Source organism: Streptomyces sp. NPDC048338 (assembly GCF_043201055.1).
Classification (GTDB): domain Bacteria; phylum Actinomycetota; class Actinomycetes; order Streptomycetales; family Streptomycetaceae; genus Streptomyces.
Window position 1 is genome coordinate 247,365 of record NZ_JBICYQ010000004.1, and the last position, 19,333, is coordinate 266,697.

The 19,333-nt window shown below is 73.5% G+C and carries 15 protein-coding genes; all 15 read left to right on the forward strand.

Annotated features, from left to right (window positions below):
• Window positions 1–81: 81 nt before the first annotated feature.
• The 15 genes from ACGFZF_RS11455 (at window position 82) to ACGFZF_RS11525 (ending at window position 19,325) form a co-directional block, all read left to right on the forward strand.
• On the forward strand, window positions 82–1,029 hold the full coding sequence (locus tag ACGFZF_RS11455) for a beta-ketoacyl-ACP synthase III (RefSeq protein ID WP_393553333.1): 948 nt from the start codon (window positions 82–84) through the stop codon (window positions 1,027–1,029).
• Window positions 1,030–1,255: 226 nt separating this feature from the next.
• The gene (locus tag ACGFZF_RS11460; protein ID WP_393553335.1) at window positions 1,256–2,095 is read left to right on the forward strand and encodes a hypothetical protein; all 840 of its coding nucleotides are present in this window, start codon (window positions 1,256–1,258) and stop codon (window positions 2,093–2,095) included.
• 140 nt (window positions 2,096–2,235) lie between these two features.
• Entirely contained in the window at window positions 2,236–2,946 is a 711-nt protein-coding gene (locus tag ACGFZF_RS11465) for a class F sortase (protein ID WP_393553733.1), read from the forward strand.
• A 152-nt stretch (window positions 2,947–3,098) separates the two neighbouring features.
• Window positions 3,099–4,280 carry an ROK family transcriptional regulator gene (locus ACGFZF_RS11470; RefSeq protein WP_356776584.1) on the forward strand — a complete coding sequence of 394 codons (1,182 nt, stop codon included), beginning with the start codon at window positions 3,099–3,101 and terminating at the stop codon, window positions 4,278–4,280.
• Between the two features lie 197 nt (window positions 4,281–4,477).
• Window positions 4,478–5,968 (forward strand): sugar ABC transporter ATP-binding protein, encoded by a 1,491-nt coding sequence (locus ACGFZF_RS11475; protein WP_393553735.1) that lies wholly within the window; start codon window positions 4,478–4,480, stop codon window positions 5,966–5,968.
• Window positions 5,965–6,972: an ABC transporter permease gene (locus ACGFZF_RS11480; RefSeq protein ID WP_393553338.1), complete on the forward strand. Its 1,008-nt coding sequence runs from the start codon at window positions 5,965–5,967 to the stop codon at window positions 6,970–6,972. Before ACGFZF_RS11475 ends, ACGFZF_RS11480 begins: the two co-directional genes overlap by 4 nt.
• 122 nt (window positions 6,973–7,094) lie before the next feature.
• Entirely contained in the window at window positions 7,095–8,132 is a 1,038-nt protein-coding gene (locus ACGFZF_RS11485; RefSeq protein ID WP_393553340.1) for a substrate-binding domain-containing protein, read from the forward strand.
• Window positions 8,133–8,326: 194 nt separating this feature from the next.
• The gene (locus ACGFZF_RS11490; protein ID WP_393553738.1) at window positions 8,327–9,478 is read left to right on the forward strand and encodes a Gfo/Idh/MocA family protein; all 1,152 of its coding nucleotides are present in this window, start codon (window positions 8,327–8,329) and stop codon (window positions 9,476–9,478) included.
• A gap of 93 nt (window positions 9,479–9,571) precedes the next feature.
• On the forward strand, window positions 9,572–10,576 hold the full coding sequence (locus ACGFZF_RS11495; protein WP_393553342.1) for a sugar phosphate isomerase/epimerase family protein: 1,005 nt from the start codon (window positions 9,572–9,574) through the stop codon (window positions 10,574–10,576).
• Between the two features lie 258 nt (window positions 10,577–10,834).
• Window positions 10,835–14,533 carry a ThuA domain-containing protein gene (locus ACGFZF_RS11500; protein ID WP_393553344.1) on the forward strand — a complete coding sequence of 1,233 codons (3,699 nt, stop codon included), beginning with the start codon at window positions 10,835–10,837 and terminating at the stop codon, window positions 14,531–14,533.
• A gap of 221 nt (window positions 14,534–14,754) precedes the next feature.
• Complete coding sequence (locus tag ACGFZF_RS11505; RefSeq protein ID WP_393553346.1) at window positions 14,755–15,867, forward strand: inositol-3-phosphate synthase; 1,113 nt, start codon at window positions 14,755–14,757, stop codon at window positions 15,865–15,867.
• Window positions 15,864–17,021, forward strand: a complete 1,158-nt coding sequence (locus tag ACGFZF_RS11510) for an SCO3242 family prenyltransferase (protein WP_393553348.1) — start codon at window positions 15,864–15,866, stop codon at window positions 17,019–17,021. Before ACGFZF_RS11505 ends, ACGFZF_RS11510 begins: the two co-directional genes overlap by 4 nt.
• Complete coding sequence (locus ACGFZF_RS11515) at window positions 17,018–17,929, forward strand: sugar phosphate isomerase/epimerase family protein (protein ID WP_393553350.1); 912 nt, start codon at window positions 17,018–17,020, stop codon at window positions 17,927–17,929. Before ACGFZF_RS11510 ends, ACGFZF_RS11515 begins: the two co-directional genes overlap by 4 nt.
• Window positions 17,923–18,477, forward strand: a complete 555-nt coding sequence (locus tag ACGFZF_RS11520) for an EboA domain-containing protein (protein ID WP_393553352.1) — start codon at window positions 17,923–17,925, stop codon at window positions 18,475–18,477. Before ACGFZF_RS11515 ends, ACGFZF_RS11520 begins: the two co-directional genes overlap by 7 nt.
• Complete coding sequence (locus tag ACGFZF_RS11525; protein WP_393553354.1) at window positions 18,477–19,325, forward strand: TatD family hydrolase; 849 nt, start codon at window positions 18,477–18,479, stop codon at window positions 19,323–19,325. Before ACGFZF_RS11520 ends, ACGFZF_RS11525 begins: the two co-directional genes overlap by 1 nt.
• Window positions 19,326–19,333 lie beyond the last annotated feature (8 nt).

Consider the following 19,333-nt stretch of genomic DNA (forward strand, 5'->3'; position numbering starts at 1 on the left):
GGTTTACGTGTCCTGTTACCCATGAGTCGCTGGCAAGACTGTGTGGTTCCTGCACTTTCGAGCTCCTAGGGGGTCCCGGGCATGACCGGCACTCGTATCGCCGCGCTCGGGCACTATCAGCCCGCGAAGACACTGACCAACGAGGACCTGGCCGCGCTGGTCGACACCAGCGACGAGTGGATCCGGAGCCGGGTCGGCATCCGCACCCGCCACGTCGCCGGGCCCGACGAGCCGGTCGACGAGCTGGCCGCGCACGCCGCGGGCAAGGCGCTCGCCACCGCCGGTCTCGGCCCCGAGGACATCGACCTCGTGCTGGTCGCCACGTCCACGGCGATCGACCGTTCGCCGAACACGGCCGCCCGGGTCGCCGCCCGGCTCGGCATGCGCTCGCCCGCCACCCTCGACCTGAACGTGGTCTGCGCCGGATTCACCCATGCGCTCGCCACCGCCGACCACACGGTGCGGGCGGGCGCGGCCCGTCGCGCGCTGGTGATCGGCGCGGACAAGATGACCGAGGTGGTGGACTGGAGCGACCGCACCACCTGCGTCCTGGTGGGGGACGGTGCCGGCGCGGCGATCGTCGAGCCGGTGCCGGAAGGCCAGGAGCCGGGCATCGGCCCGGTCCTGTGGGGCTCGGTCCCGGAGATGGGCCACGCCGTCCGCATCGAGGGCACCCCGCCGCGCTTCGCCCAGGAGGGCCAGTCGGTCTACCGCTGGGCCACCCAGCAGCTGCCCGCGCTCGCCCGGCAGGCGTGCGAGCGGTCCGGCCTGACGCCGGAGGACCTCGCGGGCGTCGTGCTGCACCAGGCCAACCTGCGGATCATCGAGCCCCTCGCCGCGAAGATCGGCGCGGTCAACGCGATCGTCGCCCGGGACGTGGTCGAGTCCGGCAACACCTCGGCCGCCTCGATCCCGATGGCCCTGTCCAAGCTGGTCGAGCGCGGCGAACTGCCCTCCGGCGCACCCGCACTGCTCTTCGGCTTCGGCGGCAACCTCTCGTACGCCGGTCAGGTCGTCCGGGTCCCCTAGGGCGGTGTCACCCTGGTCTCCCGCCGGTCCCGCCGGGCCGCCCACGGTCGCTCGCCGCTCCCTGGCCGATCGGCGGGGCACCCCCTTGAGGGTGGTCCGGTGCTCCGTCCGGCGGAGCCCGGTGGCGGCGTGCCGGGGGGCGGCCTAGCTTCGATCGCGGTGAGGGTCGTTTCCTGCCGTATGCGGAAAATCCCGCACGGACCCTCGCGTGATCTGGAGGACCGTCATGCGCGCGATACGCGTCGCTTCCGCCGCCCTGCTCGCCACCGTCGCCCTGTCCCTCGTCACGCCGCCGGCGCTGGCCGACGAGGTGCCCGTGGGTGACGTCCCGGGCAGCGCCACCGGCGACGGCGGTCCGGCGAGCGGCGGTACGAGCACCGGCGGAACGGGCGGCGCGCTCACGGGAGACGCGGTCACGGGAGGCGCCGGCGACGGCGCTGCGGCGCACGGCACCGGCAGCGATACCGCGGGCGGCACCGGCACCCCCGGTACCGGTACCCCGGGTCTCCCCGGCACCCTCACCGGTACTCCCGGCACCCCCACCGGCACTCCCGGCACCGCGACCGGCGGTGTGGGGGCCGACGACACAGGAACGGACGGGACCAGGAGCGACATCACCTCGTTCGGCTACTCGGTGACACCGGCGAAGATCGCCCCCGGCGGCACGGTCACCCTCAAGTCCGACGGCTGCGAGGTGCCGTCCGTGACCGTCACCTCGGGCATCTTCGAGACCGTCACGCTCGACGGCAGCGGCCAGGGCACGGCCGTCATCGACGTCGAGGCCAGGGTGGACGCGCAGTACGAGGTGACCTTCGACTGCAAGGGCGAGCGCGGCACCGCCATGCTCACCGTCGCCCGCGACGCGGGCGGTCACACCGGCACGACGACCGGCACCGGTGACACCGGCGCCCACCGGGGCGTCAGGGCCGGCTTCGGCAGCGGTTCCGCGGGCGCCGGCGGGCTCGGCACCGCCGAGGTGGCCGCGGGCTCCGCGTTGATCGCGGGCGCGCTCGGCGGAGGCGGCGTCCTGCTGATGCGCCGCCGCCGCGCCGCCGGCCGAGGCTGACGGCGGGACCGGCGGAAGCGGCCCCTCCGCCCCGGGGTGACGAGGCCCGGGGCGGAGGGGCGTCATCGCGCGGGCGGCCGGGTTCGGGCCGCGCGCGAGCGGCGAGCGGGAAGGGAACGGTACGGATCGTGCAGGGGCAGATGGGCGTGGGCAGCCGCGGCGCCTGGGGCGTCGTGATCGTCGTGCTGCTGATCGGCGTGCACCTGGTGCGCACCGGGACGGCGGAGTGGCGTGCCGACCGGCCGCCGCCGCAGCCCGTCGCCGCCGCGGCCCCCGACCCCCGCGCCGCCGCGGCCGACCCGCCCGCCACCCCCGGTCCGCTGCCCGCCTCCCGCCCGGCCCGCGTCCGGGTGCCGGGCGCGGGCATCGACGCCCCGGTCGTCGCCGTCGGCCTCGACGGCAGGGGTGGCATCGACACCCCGACGGCCAGGGACCGGAACCTGGCCGGCTGGTTCACCGGCGCCGTCACGCCGGGGGAGAAGGGGACCGCCGTCGTCGTGGGCCATGTCGACACTCCGGCCGGCCGGGCCGTCTTCTTCGACCTCGGAGCGCTTCGCAAGGGGCAGCGCATCGAGGTCGCCCGGCAGGACGGCCGCACGGCCGTCTTCTCCGTGTACGGCGTCGAGGTCGTCCCCCAGGAGGGCTTCCCCGCCGAGCGGGTCTACCGGCCCGCCGCCGCGCCCGAACTGCGCGTCCTCACCTGCGGGGGCCGCTTCACCGAGGGCGCCGGCTACGACGGCAACGTCGTCGTCTTCGCCCGCCTGGCCGAGGTCCGCCCCGCGCCGGCCGCTCCCCGCGAGGCCCGTACGGACACGGTCCGCCCCGCCGGGGTCCACCGGGCCGCCGTCTGAACACTCCCCGAACGGCTTTGTCCTCAGTCGGGAAGAAGTCGTGATGGATTGCTGCGCAAGTCCTTCCCACTCCGGGACACCGCTGCTACGTTCCCCTCGAAAGCACGACGGAACGCCGGCGGACTTCGACAGGGGAGGGGCGCGTGAGACGCATGACGGCACGACCTGCCAACGCGCACCAGGCGCGACTGCTCCGACTGCTGCGCGACGGAGGTCCCAACTCCCGTGCACAGCTGGGCGATCAGATCGACCTCTCACGTTCCAAACTCGCCGTCGAGGTCGACCGGCTCCTGGAGACCGGCCTCGTCGTCGCGGACGGCCTCGCCGCCTCCCGCGGCGGACGCCGGTCGCACAACATCCGGCTCGCCCCCGAACTCCGCTTCCTCGGCATCGACATCGGCGCCACGTCCATCGACGTCGCCGTCACCAACGCCGAGTTGGAGGTGCTCGGGCATCTCAACCACCCGATGGACGTCCGCGAAGGACCCGTCGCCATCTTCGAGCAGGCCCTGTCGATGGCCGCCAAACTGCGCGCCTCCGGGCTCGCCGAAGGCTTCGACGGCGCCGGCATCGGGGTCCCCGGCCCGGTCCGCTTCCCCGAAGGCGTCCCGGTCGCCCCGCCGATCATGCCCGGCTGGGACGGCTTCCCCGTACGGGAGGCCCTCAGTCAGGAACTCGGCTGCCCCGTCATGGTCGACAACGACGTGAACCTGATGGCCATGGGGGAGCAGCACGCCGGCGTCGCCCGCTCCGTCGCCGACTTCCTCTGCGTCAAGATCGGTACCGGCATCGGCTGCGGCATCGTCGTCGGCGGTGACGTCTACCGCGGGACGACGGGCAGCGCCGGCGACATCGGGCACATCCAGGTCGAGCCCGACGGCCGCGCCTGCGCCTGCGGCAACAAGGGCTGCCTGGAAGCCCACTTCAGCGGTGCCGCCCTCGCCCGCGACGCCGAGGACGCGGCACGCGGCGGCAGGTCGGACGAGCTCGCCGCGCGCCTCGCGGCGAACGGCCGGCTCACCGCCGTGGACGTCGCCGCGGCCGCCGCCGCCGGCGACGCCACCTCGCTCGACCTCATCCGTGAGGGCGGCAACCGGGTCGGGCAGGTCATCGCCGGACTCGTCAGCTTCTTCAATCCCGGTCTGGTGGTGATCGGCGGCGGGGTCACCGGCCTCGGTCACAACCTCCTCGCCAGTATCCGCACCCAGGTCTACCGGCAGTCCCTCCCCCTGGCCACCGGCAATCTCCCCATCGTGCTCGGCGAGCTGGGCCAGACCGCCGGGGTCACCGGCGCGGCCCGCCTCATCAGCGACCACCTCTTCTCCCCGGCGTAGCGCCCGCCGCGGCGGCTTCCCGTACCACCCCGCCCCCGGGCCGGCGGTGGCACGGCGATCCCGGCCGCCCTCCTGGACGCGCGCGCCGGTCCGACCCCAGCCCACCCACTCAGGCGTCACCCGCACCCGCCGAGGGGAAGTCCGCCATGGCTTCAGAACCGCCTCCGCACGCTCCCGCACCCCCGCCCCTGCTCACCATGTCCGGCATCACCAAGTCGTTCCCCGGCGTCCGCGCCCTCGACGGAGTCGACCTGGAGGTCACGCCCGGCGAGGTGCACTGCCTCCTCGGCCAGAACGGCGCCGGGAAATCCACGCTCATCAAGGTCCTCGCCGGCGCCCACCAGCCCGACGACGGGCAGATCACCTGGCGCGGGGATCCCGTCCGGCTCCGCTCGCCGATCGCCGCCATGCGCCTGGGCATCGCCACGATCTACCAGGAACTCGACCTGGTCGAGGGGCTGTCCGTGGCGGAGAACGTCCACCTCGGGCACGAACCGACCACGGCCGGCTTCGTCGTCCGGGGCCGCGCCGCCCGGGCCTCGGCCGCCCGGCTCCTCGCCCGACTCGGACATCCCGAGATCGACCCCGCCCGCCTCGTCGGCGACCTCTCCGCCGCCCAGCAGCAGATCGTCTCGATGGCCCGCGCGCTCTCGCACGAGGTACGCCTCATCGTGATGGACGAGCCGTCCGCCGCGCTCGACCCCGACGAGGTCGACAACCTCTTCCGCATCGTCGCCGACCTCACCGCCGACGGGGTCGCCGTCGTCTACATCTCGCACCGCCTGGAGGAGATCCGCCGCATCGGCGACCGGGTCACCGTCCTCAAGGACGGCCGTGCGGTGGCGGGCGGACTGCCCGCCGCGTCCACCCCGACCCGGGACATCGTCGCCCTGATGACCGGCCGGAACGTCGAGTACGTCTTCCCCGAGCGCCCCGCCGATCCGCCGTCCGCCGCCCCCGTCCTCCAGGTCCAGGGGCTGTCCAGGGAGGGCGAGTTCACCCCCCTCGACCTGGAGCTGCGGCCCGGCGAGATCGTCGGACTGGCCGGACTCGTCGGCTCCGGACGCTCCGAGATCCTGGAGACGATCTACGGCGCCCGCCGCCCCGGCACCGGCCGGGTCCTCGTCGACGGCCGGCCCCTGCGCCCCGGCAGCGTCCGGGCCGCCGTACGCGCCGGCCTCGGTCTCGCCCCCGAGGAGCGCAAGGCGCAGGGCCTGCTGATGCTGGAGTCGGTCACCCGCAACGTCTCCGTCTCCTCACTCGCCCGCTTCTCCCGCGCCGGCTGGATCGACCGGGCCCGCGAACGCGCGGCCTCCCGCGCGGCGACCCGGGAACTCTCCCTGCGGCCCGACAACCCCGACGCCCCGATCCGCACGCTCTCCGGCGGCAACCAGCAGAAGGCCGTCCTCGCCCGCTGGCTGCTGCGCGGCTGCCGGGTCCTGCTGCTCGACGAGCCGACCCGCGGTGTCGACGTCGGCGCCCGCGCCGAGCTCTACGCCGTGATCCGCCGCCTCGCTGACGACGGCCTCGCCGTCCTCCTCGTGTCGAGCGAGGTGCCCGAGGTCCTCGGCCTCGCCGACCGCGTCCTGGTGCTCAGGGAGGGCAGCGTCGTCCACACCGCGCCCGCCCGTGACCTCGACGAACACCGTGTCCTCGACCTCGTGATGGAAGGGAGCCCGACGTCATGACGCTGTCCACCGCCAAGAACACCCCCGCACCCGCGCAGGAGGGCGGCCGGCGCCCCCTCGGACTCAGGGCCGACGTCCGCAACCTCTCCCTGCTCGGCGTGCTCGCCGCACTGATCGCGGTCGGCGGCATCACGAGACCGGACGAGTTCCTGGCCGGCTCCAACCTCCAACTCGTCCTGACCCAGGCGTCCGTGATCGGCGTCGTCACGGTCGGCATGACCTTCGTCATCACCAGCGGCGGCATCGACCTCTCGGTCGGCGCGATCGTCGCCCTCGCCTCCGTGTGGGCCACGACCGTCGCCACCCAGGAGTTCGGCTTCGCCGGCATCCTCTTCACCGCCGTGCTCGTCGGTCTCGGCTGCGGTCTGGTGAACGGCCTGCTCGTCGCCTACGGCGGCATGGTCCCCTTCATCGCCACCCTGGCCATGCTCGCCTCCGCCCGCGGACTCGCCCTCCAGATCACCGACGGCCGCACCCAGATCGTCACCGTCGACTCCGTGCTCGACCTCGGCATCCCCGACGCGTACCTGCTCGGCATCCCGCCGCTCGTCCTCGTCTTCGCCGCGGTCACCGTCGCCGGCTGGCTCGTCCTCAACCGCACCACCTTCGGCCGGCGCACGGTCGCGGTCGGCGGCAACGCCGAGGCCGCGCGCCTCGCCGGCATCGACGTCCGGCGCCAGCGCCTCTACCTCTACCTGCTCTCCGGACTCTGCTGCGGCATCGCCGCGTTCCTGCTGATCATCCTGTCCGGGTCCGGCCAGAACACCAACGGCAACCTCTACGAACTCGACGCCATCGCCGCCGCGATCATCGGCGGCACCCTCCTCACCGGCGGACGCGGCACGATCGTCGGCTCGGTCCTCGGCGTCCTGGTCTTCACCACCATCACCAACATCTTCGCGCTCAACAACCTCCAGAGCGACGTCCAGCAGATCGCCAAGGGCGCGATCATCGTCGCCGCCGTCCTGGTCCAGCGCCGCACCGTGCGGGGCGGTGAGGGCTGACCCGCCCCGAGCGGCGCCACCCACGTCTCCCCACCTCCTCCGTCCCCCGACTCCCCGCCCCCGACTCCCCGCCCTCCGCACCCCGTTCCCTCCCGCCCCTCCCGTCGAAGGGATCCATCGCCATGCAACAGACCAGCCGCAGAGGACTGCTGTTCGGCACCGCCGCCGTCTCCGCCGGGGCGCTGCTGACCGCCTGTACCAGCAACGAGCCGAAGAACCAGGCACCCGCCGCGAGCAACGTCCCGGCCGCCGACGACAAGCCCGGCACCCCCGTCACCATCGGCTTCGCCGGCCCCCAGGCCGACCACGGCTGGCTCAACGCGATCAACCAGAACGCCAAGAACCGGGCCAAGAAGTACTCCGACGTGACCCTGGAGATCACCGAGGGCTCCAACGACACCGCGATCCAGATCGGCCAGATCCAGACCCTGATCAACAAGAAGGTCGACGTCCTGGTCATCCTGCCCGCCGACGGCAAGGCGCTCACCCAGGTCGGCCTCCAGGCCATGAAGGCCGGTATCCCGGTCATCAACCTGGACCGGATCTTCGCCTCCCCGCAGGCCTACCGCTGCTGGATCGGCGGCGACAACTACGGGATGGGTCTCAACGCCGGGCGCTACATCGGCGAGAAGCTCAAGGACAAGCCGGGCGCCACGGTCATCGAGCTGGCCGGCATGGACAGCCTGGAGCTGACCAAGCAGCGCACCCAGGGCTTCGACGACGCCCTGAAGAACTACCCCAACATCCGCAAGGTGGCCCGCCAGGCGGCCGACTTCACCGTCGAGTCGGGCCAGGCCAAGATGGCCCAGCTCCTGCAGGCGCAGCCGAAGTTCGACGCCCTGTGGAACCACGACGACGACCAGGGCGTGGGCGCGCTGCGCGCCATCGCGCAGGCCGGCCGCAAGGACTTCCTCATGGTCGGCGGCGCCGGCGCCAAGTCCGCGATGGACGCCATCAAGGCCGACGACGGCGTCCTGAAGGCGACCGTCCTCTACCCGCCGACCATGGCCGCCTCCGCCATCGACCTGGCCCGGGCCCTCGGCCAGCAGAAGGGGGTCGGCGGGATGGCGGAGCTGGAGATCCCCGCCTCCATCACCCTCTACTCGGCGGTCGTGACCAAGGAGAACGTCGACGAGTACCTGCCCACCGGCTTCAGCTGACCGGCGCGGGCGCGGGGTCGACCGCCCCGCCGCACCGATCGCCGCCGCGTACGACGAAACGGAGGAACCGTATGGAACAGCGGGAGAGTGCCGCCGGGGAGCCCGGCGAGGCCGCCGGCTCCACAGAGGCAGGAAGGGCCGGTAGCACCGCGCGGGGGAGCGGGTCGGGCGTACCGCCGACCCTGGGCGTCGGCATGGTCGGATACGCGTTCATGGGCGCCGCGCACTCCCAGGGCTGGCGCACCGCCGGACGTGTCTTCGACCTGCCGATGCGGCCGGTGCTCGCCGCCGTCGCGGGCCGTGACCCGGCCGCCGTCCGGGCCGCCGCCGACCGGCACGGCTGGGCGGCGGCCGAGACGGACTGGCGCGCCCTCGTCGCCCGGGACGACGTCCAGCTGGTGGACGTGTGCACGCCCGGCGACAGCCATGCGGAGATCGCCGTCGCCGCCCTGGAGGCGGGCAAGCACGTGCTGTGCGAGAAGCCGCTCGCCAACTCCGTCGCCGAGGCGGAGGCCATGGTCGCCGCTGCCGAGGCCGCCGCCGCCCGCGGCCAGGTGGCCATGGTCGGCTTCAACTACCGCCGGGTGCCCGCGATCGCGTACGCCCGCCGCCTGATCAGGCAGGGCCGGCTCGGCGCGCTGCGCCACGTCCGGGTGAGCTATCTCCAGGACTGGCTGGTCGACCCGGACTTCCCGCTGACCTGGCGCCTGGAGCGGGAGCACGCCGGATCGGGGGCCCTCGGGGACCTCGGGGCGCACGCCGTCGACCTGGCCCAGCACCTGACGGGGGAGCTGCTGGTCGGGGTGTCGGCGCTCACCGAGACCTTCGTCCGGGAGCGGCCACGGCTCGCCGGGGTGTCGGCGGGCCTCTCCGGGGCCGCGGCGGAGGGGGCGTACGGGGCGGTGACGGTGGACGACGCGGCACTGTTCACCGGACGCCTCGCTTCCGGGGCGCTCGCCTCGTTCGAGGCGACGCGGATGGCGGCAGGCCGCAAGAACGCCCTGCGCCTGGAGATCAACGGGGAGAAGGGCTCGCTCGCCTTCGACCTGGAGCGGCTCAACGAACTGTCCTTCCACGACCACACCGAGCCGGCCGTCTCGGCCGGGTTCCGCCGCATCCTGGTGACCGAGCCGGACCACCCGTACCTGGAGGGCTGGTGGCCTCCGGGCCACGCGCTCGGCTACGAGCACACCTTCGTGCACCAGGCGCGCGACCTCGTCATCGCCGTCGCGTCCGGGACCGCGCCCGCGCCGTCCTTCGCGGACGGCCTCCAGGTGCAGCGGGTGCTCGCCGCGGTGGAGGAGAGCGCGCAGAAGAACGCCGTCTACACCCCCGTTCCGCAGTAGTCCGGGCGCCCGCTCCCGGACGCCCGGGGTGTCCGCCCCAGCGGGGGCGCACCCCGCCGCCCTGTACGAACCGCCCAGAAGGAGGCCGTCCCCGTGCCCCGTCCCTTCACCCTCTTCACCGGCCAGTGGGCCGACCTGCCGCTGGAGGAGGTCTGCCGGCTCGCCCGCGACTTCGGTTACGACGGTCTCGAACTCGCCTGCTGGGGAGACCATTTCGAGGTCGACAAGGCACTCTCCGACCCTTCGTACCTGGACGGGCGGCGGGCACTGCTCGACAGCTACGGGCTGAAGTGCTGGGCGATCTCCAACCACCTGGTGGGCCAGGCGGTCTGCGACCATCCGATCGACGAACGGCACCAGGCGATCGTGCCGCCCCGGATCTGGGGCGACGGCGACGCGGAGGGGGTGCGCCGGCGGGCGGCGCGCGAGCTGGCGGACACCGCCCGGGCCGCCTCGGCCTTCGGCGTCGACACCGTCATCGGCTTCACCGGCTCGTCGATCTGGCACCTGGTCGCGATGTTCCCGCCGGTGCCGGAGCGGATGATCGAGCGCGGCTTCGAGGACTTCGCGGAGCGCTGGAACCCGATCCTGGACGTCTTCGACGCCGAGGGCGTCCGCTTCGCGCACGAGGTGCACCCCAGCGAGATCGCCTACGACTACTGGACCACGCAGCGGGCCCTGGAGGCGGTGGACCACCGGCCGGCCTTCGGGCTGAACTTCGACCCGAGCCACTTCGTCTGGCAGGACCTCGATCCGGTGGGCTTCCTCTGGGACTTCCGCGACCGGATCTACCACGTCGACTGCAAGGAGGCCCGGCGTCGCCTCGACGGGCGCAACGGGCGGCTGGGCTCGCACCTGCCCTGGGGCGATCCGCGGCGCGGCTGGGACTTCGTCTCCGCCGGGCACGGGGACGTGCCGTGGGAGGACGTGTTCCGGATGCTCCGCTCGATCGGATACGCGGGTCCCGTGTCGGTGGAGTGGGAGGACGCGGGGATGGATCGGCTGACCGGCGCCCCGGAAGCGCTTTCCCTCCTCAAGCGGTACGACTTCGATCCGCCGGCGGCCTCCTTCGACGCCGCCTTCGGGGGCGATCACTGACGCTCCGTCCGCTCTGAACGCAGGTCAGGCCCGGAGGCGGGTCACGTCGCCGGGTCGGTCCGCCCTGCCCGCGGGAGGCTTTGTCCTCTCTCTGTGAAAAGTTCGACCGAAGTGCCGCGCAAGGGCTTTCCGTCAGGGACGAACCCCGATACGGTCCTTGATGTGTACATGACGTGATAGTGGGATTCGACCAGCGTGACGGCGCACGCCGGCTCCCCGGACACCCCCGCACACCCGGCCCTACTCCGGAGGACATTCGTGTACGGAAGACGACTCCGAGCCAGCAAGCCACTCGCCCTGATCACCGTCGGACTGCTCGCCCTGGCCACCCCGCAGGGCTTCGCCGCCGACCCGGCCGGCCCGGCCGCCCCCGCCGGCCCGGCCGCCGCGGCCGCCGCCGAGGACTTCCAGCAGGTCACGCTCGCCAAGGGCGGTGAAGAGGTCGGCGAGCCCATGTCGCTGGCCGTGATGCCCGACCGCAGCGTCCTGCACACCTCCCGGAACGGCGAACTGCGCCGCACCGACGCCGCGGGCAACACGCAGGTCATCGGCACGATCCCGGTCTACTCCCACGACGAGGAGGGCCTCCAGGGCATCGGCCTCGACCCCGACTTCGCCCGCAACAAGGCCCTCTACCTGTACTACGCGCCCCCGCTGAACACCCCGGCGGGCGACGCTCCCAACGACGGCACCGCCGCCGACTTCACCCCGTACGACGGCGTCAACCGGCTCTCCCGCTTCACGCTGAAGGCCGACGGCACCCTCGACAACGCCAGCGAGAAGAAGGTCATCGACATCCCCGCCACCCGGGGCATCTGCTGCCACGTCGGCGGCGACATCGACTTCGACGCGCAGGGCAACCTCTACCTGTCGACGGGCGACGACTCCAACCCCTTCGCCTCCGACGGCTACACCCCCATCGACGAGCGCGCCGGCCGCAACCCCGCCTACGACGCCCGCCGCACCTCCGGCAACACCAACGACCTGCGCGGCAAGATCCTGCGCATCAAGGTCGCCGACGACGGCTCGTACACCGTCCCCGGCGGCAACCTCTTCGCGCCCGGTACCGACCGGACCCGGCCCGAGATCTATGCGATGGGCTTCCGCAACCCCTTCCGCTTCAGCGTCGACAAGGCCACCGGCGTCCTCTACGTCGGCGACTACGGCCCCGACGCGGGAGCGGCCGACCCCGCCCGCGGACCCGCCGGCCAGGTCGAGTTCGCCCGGATCACCAAGCCCGCCAACTTCGGCTGGCCCTTCTGCACCGGGAACAACGACCCCTACGTCGACTACGACTTCGCCACCAAGACCTCCGGAGCGGCCTTCGACTGCGCCGCACCGAAGAACGACTCGCCCCACAACACCGGCCTCGTCGATCTGCCGCCGGCCGAGCCCGCCTGGATCCCGTACAACGGCGGCTCCGTACCCGAGTTCGGCAGCGGCTCCGAATCCCCCATGGGCGGGCCCGTCTACCGCTACGACGCCGCCTCCACCTCCCCGGTGAAGTTCCCGGAGTCGTACGACGGCGACTTCTTCGCCGGAGAGTTCGGCCGGCGCTGGATCAAGCGCATCGAGCAGGGCCCGGACGGCGCCGTCCAGTCCATCAACCCCGTGCCGTGGACCGGCACCCAGATCATGGACATGGCCTTCGGCCCCGACGGCGCGCTCTACGTCCTCGACTACGGCACCGCCTGGTTCGGCGGAGACGAGAACTCCGGCCTCTACCGCATCGAGAACGCCACCGGAGGGCGCTCACCGGTCGCCGAGGCGAGCGCGAACAAGACCTCCGGCACCGCGCCGCTCAAGGTCGCCTTCTCCTCGGCCGGCACCACCGACGCCGACGGTGACGCCCTCGGCTACAGCTGGGACTTCGGCGACGGCACCACCTCCGCCGAGGCCGACCCCACGCACACCTACCGGACGAACGGCACCTACGTCGCCACCGTCACCGCCCGCGACGCCTCGGGCCGCACCGGCTCCGCCTCCGTCCACGTGGTCGTCGGCAACACCGCACCGAAGGTGACCCTGCAGCTTCCCGCCGAGGGCGCTCTGTTCGACTTCGGCGACGAGATCCCCTTCACCGTGCGGGTCACCGACCCCGAGGACGGGACGATCGACTGCTCCAAGGTGAAGGTGACCTACGTCCTGGGCCACGACAGCCACGGCCACCCCGTCACCTCCGCCAACGGCTGCACCGGGACCATCAAGACCTCGGCCGACGGCGGCCACGACGACGACGCCAACATCTTCGCCGTCTTCAACGCCGAGTACACCGACGGCGGAGGCGGCGGCCAGGCCGCGCTCACCGGCCACGACCAGGCCAAGCTCCAGCCGAACCACCGCCAGGCCGAGCACTTCGACGCCCAGCACGGCATCAGGACCTACGACAAGACCGAGGCCCACGGCGGGCGGACCGTCGGGGACATCGAGGACGGCGACTGGATCTCCTTCACGCCGTACAACCTGACCGGCTCCACCCGCCTCACGGCCAGGGTCTCCTCCGGCGGCGCCGGCGGCTTCCTGGAGGTCCGCACCGGATCACCCACCGGCACCCTGCTCGGCTCCGCACCGATCCCGGTCACCGGCGGCTGGGAGACCTTCCAGGACGTCGACGTACCCCTGCGCAACGTCCCGCGCCGGACCACCGAGCTCTTCCTCGTCTTCAAGGGCGGCGCCGGAGCGCTCTACGACCTGGACGACTTCACCTTCTCCGACGCGCCGGTCGACCGCAGCGCCAAACGGGTCCTGGTCTTCTCCCGCACGGCCGGATTCCGGCACGACTCCATCGGCAGCGGCATCACCGCCCTGAAGGAACTCGGCGCCGACAGCAAGATCACCGTGGACGCGACCGAGGAACCGCGCCAGTTCACCACCTCCAACCTCGCCCGCTACGACGCCGTCGTCTTCCTCTCCACCACCGGCGACGTCCTCGACGCCACACAGCAGGCCGCGTTCGAGAAGTACGTGGCGGCCGGCGGCGGCTACATGGGCATCCACGCCGCCGCCGACACCGAGTACGACTGGGGGTTCTACGGCGGCCTCGTCGGCGCCTACTTCAGCTCCCATCCGCAGATCCAGCCCGCCACCGTCCGCGTCGAGGACCACGCCCACCCGGCCACCGCCCACCTGGACGGACCCTGGGAGCGGACCGATGAGTGGTACAACTACCGCACCGACCCGCGAGGCACCGCCCGCGTCCTGGCCACCCTCGACGAGACGACCTACCAGGGCGGCACGATGAAGGGCGACCACCCGATCGCCTGGTGCCAGACCTACGGGGGCGGCCGGTCCTTCTACACGGGCGGCGGCCACACCAAGGAGTCGTACGCCGAACCCGCCTTCCGTCAGCACCTGCTCGGCGGACTGCGCTACGCCACCGGCCAGGTCACGGCCGACTGCCGGCCGCAGTCGGGCTACCGCGACCTCTTCAACGGCGTGACACGGGAGGGCTGGAAGCAGGCCGGCCCCGGCGGCTTCGACGTCGTCGACGGCGAACTCCGCTCCACCGGCGGCATGGGCATGCTCTGGTACCAGGCCAAGGAGTTCTCCTCCTACTCGCTCACCCTGGACTGGAAGGCCGCGGGAGACGACAACTCCGGTGTCTTCGTCGGCTTCCCCGCCTCGGACGACCCCTGGTCGGCCGTGAACAAGGGCTACGAGATCCAGATCGACGCGACCGACGCCGCCGACCGGACGACCGGAGCCGTCTACGGCTTCAAGTCGGCCGACCTCGCGGCGCGGGACGCGGTCCTGCGGCCTCCGGGCCAGTGGAACAGCTACGAGATCCGGGTCCGCGGCGAACGGCTCCAGGTGTTCCTCAACGGGGTGAAGATCAACGACTTCACCAACACCGACCCGGTCCGCAGCCTGAAGGACGGCTACATCGGCCTCCAGAACCACGGGGCCGACGATCAGGTGTCCTTCCGCGACATCCGGCTCAAGGAGCTTCCGAGCTGACCGGCTCGAGGAGCGTCCGGCCTGATCCGTGAGACGCCCCCAGGGGCTTCTTGATCGGGCCGGCCCCCGGCCCGGGCCCCCCGGGCCGGGCCCCCGGCCAGGGGGCCCGGCCCAGGCTCCGGCCACTCGGGCCCGGGCCGGTCACAGCCGGCGGCGGGCGGGGAGGCGCCGTACCCCCCGCCCGCCGTCTCCACCACCACCGCAGTCAGGGAGGCAGCGTCGTGACCACGGGAACACGCACAGGAGTCTGGCTGATCGGGGCGAGAGGCTCCGTCGCCACCACGACGGTCGCCGGCTGGGCCGCGGTCACGGCCGGACTGCACCCGCCCACCGGGATGGTGACCGAGACCGAGGCGTTCGCCCCGGCCGGTCTCCCGCCCCTCGCCGCCCTGGTCTTCGGCGGACACGACACGGCGGCGTGTCCGCTGCCCAAGCGGGCCGAGCAACTGACCGTCGCCGGAGTCCTCCCGCACGGGCTGGCGGCGGCCGTGGCAGGTGAACTGCGGGCCGCGGAGGACGAGATCAGGCCGGGCGGCCCGCAGCCGGGCGAGAACCGGAGCGAGGAGGAACTGGTCTCCGCGTTCGCCACCGACCTGACGGACTTCGGATCCCGGCTGGACCTCGACCGCGTGGTCGTGATCAACGTGGCCTCCACGGAGCCGGCGTCGGGGGGCGCCGGGCTCCCGCCCAGCTCGCTCTACGCCGCCGCGGCACTGCGCGCCGGCTGCCCCTACGTCAACTTCACCCCCTCCTCCGGACTGCGCCATCCGGCCCTCGCCGCCGACGTCGCCGCGAGCGGCCTGCCGTACGCCGGACGCGACGGGAAGACCGGCCAGACGCTGCTGCGCTCCGTCCTCGCGCCGATGTTCCTCCGGCGGGCGCTGACCGTACGGTCCTGGTCCGGCACGAACCTCCTCGGCGGCGGGGACGGTGCGGCCCTCGCCGACCCGGCCGCCGCCGCGGCGAAGAACGCCGGCAAGGAACGCGTGCTGGCCGAGGTGTTCGGCCGGGCCCCGGAGGGCGAGGTGCACATCGACGACGTACCGGCCCTGGGGGAGTGGAAGACGGCCTGGGACCACATCGCCTTCGACGGATTCCTCTCCTCCCGGATGACCCTCCAGACCACCTGGCAGGGCTGCGACTCGGCGCTCGCCGCCCCTCTCGTCCTCGACCTGGCGCGGCTCACCGCCCGCGCCCACGAACGGGGCGTGAGCGGCCCGTTGGAGGACCTGGCCTTCTACTTCAAGGACCCCGAGGGCGCGGCACCGGCGGACCTCGCCGAGCAGTACACGCGACTCGTGGCGTTCGCGACGCGGCTGGGGGAGAGCCGATGAGCACATCGGACACGGGCCCCGCACACGACACCGACCGCGCACCGGGCGCTCGACGCCCGAGGGCGAGCGCGGAGCCCGACACGAGCGACGCGCGCGACACGAGCACGGAGGCCGTCGCGCACATCGCGCACGTCGCGCGTGACACGAGCGACGCGCATGACAACAGCGGCGAAGGGTCGACGCGGTCCGCGGGACCCCGGCCCGGGGCCGGCGTCGGTACCGTGTGCGCGGCCTGGGCCGAACTGCTCCGTGTGTCGGCACTGTTCACGGTGCCCGGAGACGCCCTGGCCGGGGCGGCCGCGGCAGGCATGCGCCCGAACCGTCGCACCCTGCTCGCCGCCGGCGCTTCCCTCTGCCTCTACGAGGCGGGCATGACGCTCAACGACTGGGCGGACCGCGACGAGGACGCCCGAGACCGCCCCCACCGCCCCCTCCCCTCCGGCCGCATCACCCCTCGGGCCGCCCTCACCGCCTCCGTGGCCCTGACAGCGGCCGGCCTCGGCCTCGCCGCACGCGCGGGCCGTCCCTCCCTCGTGGTCGCCACCACGCTGGCCGCCACCGTCTGGTCCTACGACCTGCGCCTCAAGCACACTCCGGCCGGCCCCGCGGCGATGGCGGCGGCGCGGGGCCTCGACCTGCTGCTCGGCGCCACGGCCACGGGCCCCCTCTCCCCCCGCCCCCTCCCCTCCGCCGCCCTCCCTTCCGCCGCCCTCCTGGCCGCGCACACCTGGGCCGTCACCTCGGTCTCCCGGCACGAGACCCGAGGCGGCTCCGGCCGAGCCCCGTTACTGGCCCTGGCGGCCACCCTCGCGGTGGCCGCCACGGCGGCCCGCCCACGCCCCTCCGTCCGGCGCCCACCGCCACCGTCCATCCCCGGGCGACCCGTGGCAGCCCCCCTCGGTGTGACGGCCGGCCGGCTGCTCACCGCCGCCGTCGCCGCGGGCTACGCACGCACCCCCGCCGCCCCGTACCTCCACGCGGCCCTCCACCCCTCCCCGCCGCTCGTCCAGCGCTCCGTCGGCGCCGGGATCCGCGCCCTCATCCCCCTCCAGGCCACACTCGCCCTCCGCGCCGGCGCCCCCGGCACCGGCCTCGCGCTGCTCGCCCTCGCCCCGCTCGCCCGCGCCCTCGCCCGGAAGGTGAGCCCCACATGAGCCCCACACCCTCCGGCGCCCCCACCCGGCCCCACCCCCTGCGTCTCGGCTACGGCACCAACGGACTCACCGACCTGCGCCTCGACGACGCGCTCACCCTCCTCGCCGACCTCGGCTACGACGGCGTCGGCCTGACCCTCGACCACATGCACCTCGACCCCCTCGCCGCCGACCTCCCCGCCCGTACCGCCGCCGTCGCGCGCCGGCTGGAGCGGCTCGGCCTGGGCGTCACCGTCGAGACCGGCGCCCGCTACGTCCTCGACCCGCGCCGCAAGCACGGCCCCTCACTCCTCGACCCGGACCCCGAGGCCCGCGCCACCCGCACCCGGTTCCTCCTGCGCGCCGTCCGGGTCGCCGCCGACCTCGGCGCCCACGCCCTCCACTGCTTCAGCGGCATCAAACCGCCCGCGACCTCCGACACCGTCGCCTGGAAGCACCTGACGGAGTCCCTCACCCCCGTCCTCGAGGCCGCCTCCGCCGCCCGCGTCCCCCTCGCCGTCGAACCCGAACCGGGACACCTCCTCGCCACCCTGGACGACTTCCACCACCTGCGGGAACTTCTCGGCGCCCCCGGTCCCGACCTCCTCGGGCTCACCCTCGACCTCGGCCACTGCCAGTGCCTGGAACCCCTCCCACCGGCCGACTGCGTCCGCGCCTCCGCCCCCTGGATACGCCACATCCAGATCGAGGACATGCGCCGCGGCGTCCACGAGCACCTGCCCTTCGGCGACGGCGAGATCGACTTCCCGCCCCTCCTCGCCGCCCTCACCGAACTCGCCGCCGGCGGCTACCCGGGCCTCACGGTCGTCGAACTGCCCCGCCACTCCCACGCCGGCCCCGAACTCGCCCGCACCTCCCTTTCGTTCCTCCGCAGCCGACTCGCCCCCGAGGAGGCCCCGGCATGCTGACCGAACCCGCCCGCCACTGGCTCGAAGCGGCCCTCGCCGACGCAGCCGCCCGCACCCCCGCCTGGGAGCTGCGCTTCGCCTCCGCCGGTCGTCACTGCGGCCCCGCCCACGCCGACTCCGTCCGCACCCTCCTGCTGAAGGAGGCCGCGGCGGACACGGCCACCCTCACCCGCCTCTACAGGCACGGCACCGCCGCCGAGCGCCGCGCCGTCCTCCTCGCCCTCCCCTCACTCGTGTCCGGCCCCGACGCCCTGCCGATCGTCGAGGACGCCCTGCGCACCCACGACACCGCGCTGATCGCCGCGGCCCTGGGCCCCTACGGCGCCACCCACCTGACCCCCCACCTCTGGCGCCAGGCCGTGCTCAAGTGCCTCTTCACCGGCGTCCCGACCGACGCCGTCGCCGACCTGCCCCGCCGGGCCCGCGGCGACGGAGAACTCGCCCGGATGCTCACCGACTACGCCGCCGAACGCACCGCCGCCGGCCGCGCCGTCCCCGCCGACCTCCCCCGCGTCCTCGCGCTCGCCACCCCCACCGAGGAGTCCTGATGCGCATCTTCGACCCCCACATCCACATGTCCTCGCGCACCACGGACGACTACCGCGCCCTGCACGCCGCCGGTGTCCGCGCCCTCGTCGAACCCTCCTTCTGGCTCGGCCAGCCCCGTACCTCGCCCGACTCCTTCCTCGACTACTTCGACTCCCTCCTCGGCTGGGAGCCCTTCCGCGCCGCCCAGTACGGCATCGCCCACCACTGCACCCTCGCCCTCAACCCCAAGGAGGCCAACGACCCCCGCTGCACCCCCGTCCTCGACGCCCTGCCCCGCTACCTCGTCAAGGACCACGTCGTCGCCGTCGGCGAGATCGGCTACGACTCCATGACCCCGGCCGAGGACCACGCCCTCGCCGCCCAGCTCCAGCTGGCCGCCGACCACGACCTGCCCGCCCTCGTCCACACCCCGCACCGCGACAAGCTCGCCGGCCTGCGCCGCACCCTCGACGTCGTGCGCGAATCGGCGCTCGCGCCCGACCGGGTCCTCCTCGACCACCTCAACGAGACCACCGTCAAGGAGGCCGCCGACAGCGGCGCCTGGCTCGGCTTCTCCATCTATCCCGACACCAAGATGGACGAGGACCGGATGGTCGCCATCCTCAAGGACCACGGGCCGGACCGCGTCCTCGTCAACTCGGCCGCCGACTGGGGCGACAGCGACCCCCTCAAGACCCGCCGGGTCGGCGACGCCATGCTCGCCGCGGGCTTCTCCGACGACGACGTCGACCGGGTCCTGTGGCGGAACCCCGTCGCCTTCTACGGCCTCAGCGGCCGGCTGCGACTCGACCTCCCCTCCACCGACGCCACCCACGAGGGCAACTCCGTCCTGCGCGGCGGCGAGTAGGGAGGGCC